This is a genomic window from Okeania hirsuta (genome assembly GCF_003838195.1).
Taxonomy (GTDB): Bacteria; Cyanobacteriota; Cyanobacteriia; order Cyanobacteriales; family Microcoleaceae; genus Okeania; species Okeania hirsuta.
Genome location: NZ_RCBY01000356.1, coordinates 1 through 5,379 on the forward strand (window position 1 = coordinate 1; position 5,379 = coordinate 5,379).

General features: G+C 35.9%; 4 protein-coding genes. All 4 read right to left on the minus strand.

The window, feature by feature from the left end; all coding sequences use genetic code 11:
• Nucleotides 1–235 precede the first annotated feature (235 nt).
• Complete coding sequence (locus tag D5R40_RS30005; RefSeq protein ID WP_124155653.1) at nucleotides 236–1,552, minus strand: AAA family ATPase; 1,317 nt, start codon at nucleotides 1,550–1,552, stop codon at nucleotides 236–238.
• Nucleotides 1,553–2,181: 629 nt separating this feature from the next.
• Nucleotides 2,182–2,709, minus strand: coding sequence for a Ycf51 family protein (locus D5R40_RS30010; protein ID WP_124155654.1), 528 nt, complete (start codon nucleotides 2,707–2,709; stop codon nucleotides 2,182–2,184).
• Nucleotides 2,710–3,502: 793 nt separating this feature from the next.
• On the minus strand, nucleotides 3,503–4,561 hold the full coding sequence (locus tag D5R40_RS30015; RefSeq protein WP_124155655.1) for an adenylate/guanylate cyclase domain-containing protein: 1,059 nt from the start codon (nucleotides 4,559–4,561) through the stop codon (nucleotides 3,503–3,505).
• Nucleotides 4,558–4,935, minus strand: coding sequence for a response regulator (locus D5R40_RS30020; protein ID WP_124145811.1), 378 nt, complete (start codon nucleotides 4,933–4,935; stop codon nucleotides 4,558–4,560). The genes D5R40_RS30015 and D5R40_RS30020 overlap by 4 nt, the downstream gene beginning before the upstream one ends.
• Between the last annotated feature and the right edge of the window lie 444 nt (nucleotides 4,936–5,379).

Sequence of the window (5,379 nt, forward strand, 5' to 3'; positions counted from 1 at the left end):
TTCGAGAAATCCTGTGATGAAAAATGCTCTGGTGGGTAAAAATTAATTTATTTGAGTATCGCATTTCTCATAAAAATGAAGTACATTTATGATCCCCCTAAATCCCCCTTGAAAAGGGGGACTTTGAAACTGCCCCCTTATTAAGCAATTCCACCTTTTTTAAGCATAAGCAGTTCCCCCCTTATTAAGGGGGGTTAGGGGGGATCTAAATCTGACTTCTGACTTCTTTAAAGCTTCATTCTAACAACTCCTTAAATTCACGAACACCTTTAATCAAAGGATGAACATCATACCAAGTTTGCTTTTCTCCCTCTTCATCTAAGAAAGTATATTCCAGCAAACAACGATTAAACAATAAATCCCGGTGTTGCTGATTATTTAATATACTTTTAGAACGAAAAACATTAACTAATATTTGCCATTCTTCTTGTTGAACCGATCTTTTATAAGGAAGTCTTGCCTCCGTAATAGCTCTTTGTACTACTTTGGCAGAAATCGGTAATTTACCCCCGGCACGTTTAATTACACTTTGCATTAATAACATTAAATCCCGGACATGACCCCCACTCATTAAACAAAATCTATCTAAAACTTCTCGACTTTCAAATACATCCGTTTCTAAAGATAAATCTGGATTAACTTTACTAACTCGTCTATCAATAATTTCCCTAATTTTAGCGACTCCCAAATCGTAAACTTTCCCCTCTGGAGTCTCCACCATAATCATTGGTAAAACCTGTGGATCGTCATATTCAATTTTGAGATTTGGCGCCTGATTAGAATAGACCATTGAAATAGGAATTGTATAAATTGTATGACAATCTAACCCCTTCAATTGAGCGCTGCGGTCTACAAAAATTTCATCATGATTGCTACGTCCGTCCGGCTGAACAATTGGTACAATTCGGTCTAAACTATCAGCAATTATTACCAGCTCCGAACCAGAACCAAGTTTCTTTTTACCATCACGAATAAAACTATTCAGAGCCTCAATTAAACTTTCAGTATAAGGATTAATTTTGTCTCTAATTTTTCTCCTTAATGTTGGTTCCGCTCTAATATTTGCTGTAAGTTTAGCGTACTGACTAATTTGTGATTGAACTGCCAAACTTTCCAAAGATATTTCCGTATTTGCTAAATCTTTTAAATCTCCCCACCGCCCTTTTAACCAATCAAGTAAAGGCTGAGGATTAGCCTGTTTCAAATGTTCTAATAAGTGTCTTGTACAAGCCAACAAAATATCAGCATATTCTGTATCTTCTGGATTAATATCCTGTTCATCAGCAGCGAAATAAACAATAAAATATCCGTTATTTTCCAGGTGTTCTTTCAATCGTAAAAGTTCCGTTGATTTACCTGCACCTCGATGTCCGGCATAAAGTTGATAGGTATTATTATCAGATAATTTAATATTTTCAGCTAAGTCTATAATAACATCTCCATCCCCACGAACTTCCCGACAATCAACATATACAGGACTACCAGGTTTCAAAGGTTCAAAAGGCTTAAAAGCATTGAATAATCTTTTTAATAAATCTCCCTGTTTTACCATCTGTTAAAAATCTCCTTAAATTAGCAGAAAGAAGAAGGAAGAGGGAAGAGGGAAGAAGGAAGAAAGAAGAGGGAAGAGGGAAGAGGGAAGAGGGAAGAGGGAAAAATCTTATATCAAATTCACTTTAAATATTTCACAAATAGTTTCAAACTTTAAATGTTAAATAATTTTATGAAATTACTGCATAATTAAAGTTTTGAGCTGATCAAATCTTACTTTTGACTTTTGAGTTATACCTTCCGTTAACTTCCTTGAAAGGGTATTACGTTATCTGAGTTTTAAGCTGTCTATCTGTCCTAACCTTTCCTTAGACTGTTAAGTTTTAGACAGCATTTTCCCCAACATTGATTGACAACTGTGGTTGAATAACCTTTTTAATAATTATTAGTTAGTAGTGTGTTAATTATTAATGTTTTTACTTCTCCCCGCACTCCCCTACTTTTTAACTCTCACTTTCCAAATTTTGACTCTGATATAGCAATGTGCGCTGGCATATTTACAAATTGCAGGAGGTGTCCAATAGCTAAAAGTATTATATGATAAGCTTTTTATTCCCCCTGTTGCCTGTTGCCTCTCTTGGTGCGCATTCCCTTGCGACTGGCGTCGTCGCGGGGTCGCACCGCTGTTGCCTATTGCCTGCGCGCAGCGCCATAACTTTCCAACTTTGCCAAAATTTCTGGAAATATTTTAATATCTAGATTTTCATCTTCCCGTTGAGAAAGAGAACGTTTTACTTCCCCTAAATAAAGCGGTTCTGAAACTCCCGCTTCAGGATGAATAATTGTTCTAATTCTAATAGTTAATTGACCACTTCCACCCAGGCGACCAGGAGAAAATAAATCTCCAGCAGCTTGCTTTATTGTTGCTGTTAATTCTGACTCTGTAATAGTATTAGGAACAGCTATTACCGTTTGAGTTGCGCCATTATCATAAACCAATGAATATGGAACTGCTCCCGGAATTTCTACACGAGTAAATAATCCTAAACTTAAACCAAATAAACCAGCAGTTAACACCCCCATAAAACCTGTTACTCCGACTAATCTAAATCTAAATCCCCATTTGGAAATAAAGCCAATAATTGTCAGAATAAAAAATCCAATAGTAGCAATACCAAACCATTTAGCACCAATCAGTATTTCTGTAGTTGATAACATTTTTTCTAGTTTATTTTTTGGTTGACAATTATATTTTATAGTAATTAGTCGCTAATTAGTAAGCTGCTCAATTTTTGATATAGCAATCCTATTTTATTCGTGTCAAAAATCTTACTGCTTTTTAGGGAACACTTAACTGGGAACACTTAACTGGGAATACTTAACTGGGAACAGGTAAGAGTTTCAGTTTTTTTATTTACTTTTTGATTTGTCACGACCTATTTAGGATTGCTATAGTATTTCTTAAATAGTCAGAAAGTAAAGCTTAATTTTAATTTCTGTTTCCTGTTATAGCAGAAGGAAGAAGGAAGAAAAAATAAGGAAGAAGTAAAAATCCTACGTTGTCTGAGTTTTAAGTTGTCGATCTGTCCTAACCTTTCCTTCGAATGGTATACCTAAAAGTCACAAACTACTGTCAACATTAATTGCCAATGCATAACAATTATCATGCATTAATGCTACACTCTAGATTAAACTTCAATTATTAAATAATTAATATAGCTTGAATAAACTTTTGAATAATTATTAGCTAGTGCCACTACGCGGAAGTTAAAAGCGAGTGCGTAATTCTGAGGTTTCCTCAGAATGTAAGACGCATATCTGACAGTCAAAAGTTAAAACTCAAAAGTATTTATTTGTAATTGTTTTAGGATTTTGTAACTGGTCAGTTATTTCCGCCATCCTGCACTAGTAGTGTGTTAATTATTTATGTTTTTACTACTATCCATCACCCCATCTCCCCATCTCCCCATCTCCCCATCTTCCCATCTCAAGAAAATATTGTTGAACTATTTCACTCCTTTCTACCCAGAAGTATATAAGTCCTCATATTACCCTTACCCTTAATATCAATTACTCCTCGTTCCTTAAATCTGTATTTGTCAGCTAAACAATCATAAGTGGCCTGGGCAACTTGAATCACACCAGGTATACCGTGAGACTCCATCCGGTGGGCTGTATTTACTGTATCGCCCCAAAGGTCATAGGCAATTTTTTTTGTCCCAATAACTCCTGCTTCTACTGCTCCTGTATTAATACCAATACGAACTTGCAAAGACTTACCTTCTTTTGTAGAAATCTCCTGGATTTTGGTTAACATTTCAAGGGCTATATCTGCGATCGCCTCTGCATGGTCCTCTTTTGGAACTGGTAGTCCACCCACTATCATGTAGGCATCACCAATAGTTTTGATTTTCTCTAGTCCATACTTGTCCGCCAATTCATCAAAAGCAGAAAAAATACTATTGAGTAACTCTACCAGTTCGGCGGGAGATAAGTTGGCCGATATTTTGGTAAACCCTACCAAATCTGCAAATAAAACTGTTACTTCATTAAAGCTATCGGCGATAGTTTCCTCTCCCTGCTTTAAGCGTTGGGCAATTGCTTCAGGTAAAATATTTAATAGCAACCTTTCTGACTTTTGTTTTTCCTCAGCCAATTCCTTTAAATAGGCCCGTTCCTGGTCCCGAAATGTTTTCTTCTCTAAACAAGCATTAATTCTCGCCTTTAGCAGTGTAGGGTTAAAAGGCTTGGACAAATAATCTTCTGCTCCCAATTCGATACAACGGACTATACTATCAATATCGTCCACTGCTGAAATCATAATTACTGGGATATGCCGTAGTTTAGGGTCAGACTTAAGAGTTTCGAGGACTTCATAACCGTTCATTTGTGGCATCATAATATCTAGTAGTACCAAGTCAAACGGTTGGGACTGTATTATTTCTAGAGCTTGAAACCCATTAATCGCAGCAGTGACTAAATGCCTTTCTCGTTTAAGTCGTCGTACTAAAAGCTCTCGGTTGACTTGATTATCATCTACAACCAGTATCTTTCCCTGGCCATGCTTCATTTCCTTGGTTCTTTACCTGTAAGATTTTTGATCTTGTCTAATAATCTGGGAAGTTCTACTGGTTTTGTATCATAATCATTGCATCCAGCAGCAATACATTTTTCTCGGTCTCCTGCCATAGCATGGGCGGTCATTGCTATTATGGGAATATGGCTAGTTTCTGAGTTATCTTTAATTTTTTTTGCTGCTTGCCACCCATCTAAAACTGGCAAACTCATATCCATTAAAATTAAATCTGGTAATTTTGATTTAGACATCTCGACACCTTCAATTCCATCAACAGCAATAATTACCTCAAAACCTCTACGCGTTAGACGCCTAGACAACATGTCCCGGTTCATTTCATTGTCTTCAACTAAGAGAATCTTCACCATTTTTTTCCTTCTTTGTGAAATAATATCGGCATTCCACATGCCTCGAAATTTTCTTGAACAGAGTTACATTTTTTTTCTGCGGGAGAAGGATACCAAAAACTATTTATTACCCCTGATTTTCCCTAGTTAAGAGCTGTCTTGTTATCACAATATAGAACTATGCATAATTATTCAGAGAGCAAAATACTTTCTTGACCACATCCTTGTGAATCTTTGCTACTTTTATATTATATTACTTGCTATACTTAAAATTTGTGGATTGATCTTCTTGACTATCTTCATAAATATGTTTAATACTATATGGCAAACAAAATATATACTCATTTAAGTTTAGATTGAGACAAGCATTTCTTGCCTTAAAAGACTTTCAATCTAAAAAGTGTTTCATTTTTATCATTTTCTTTGTGGGTTTAATACCCCACCGTCTACACGGTGTTCAAAATT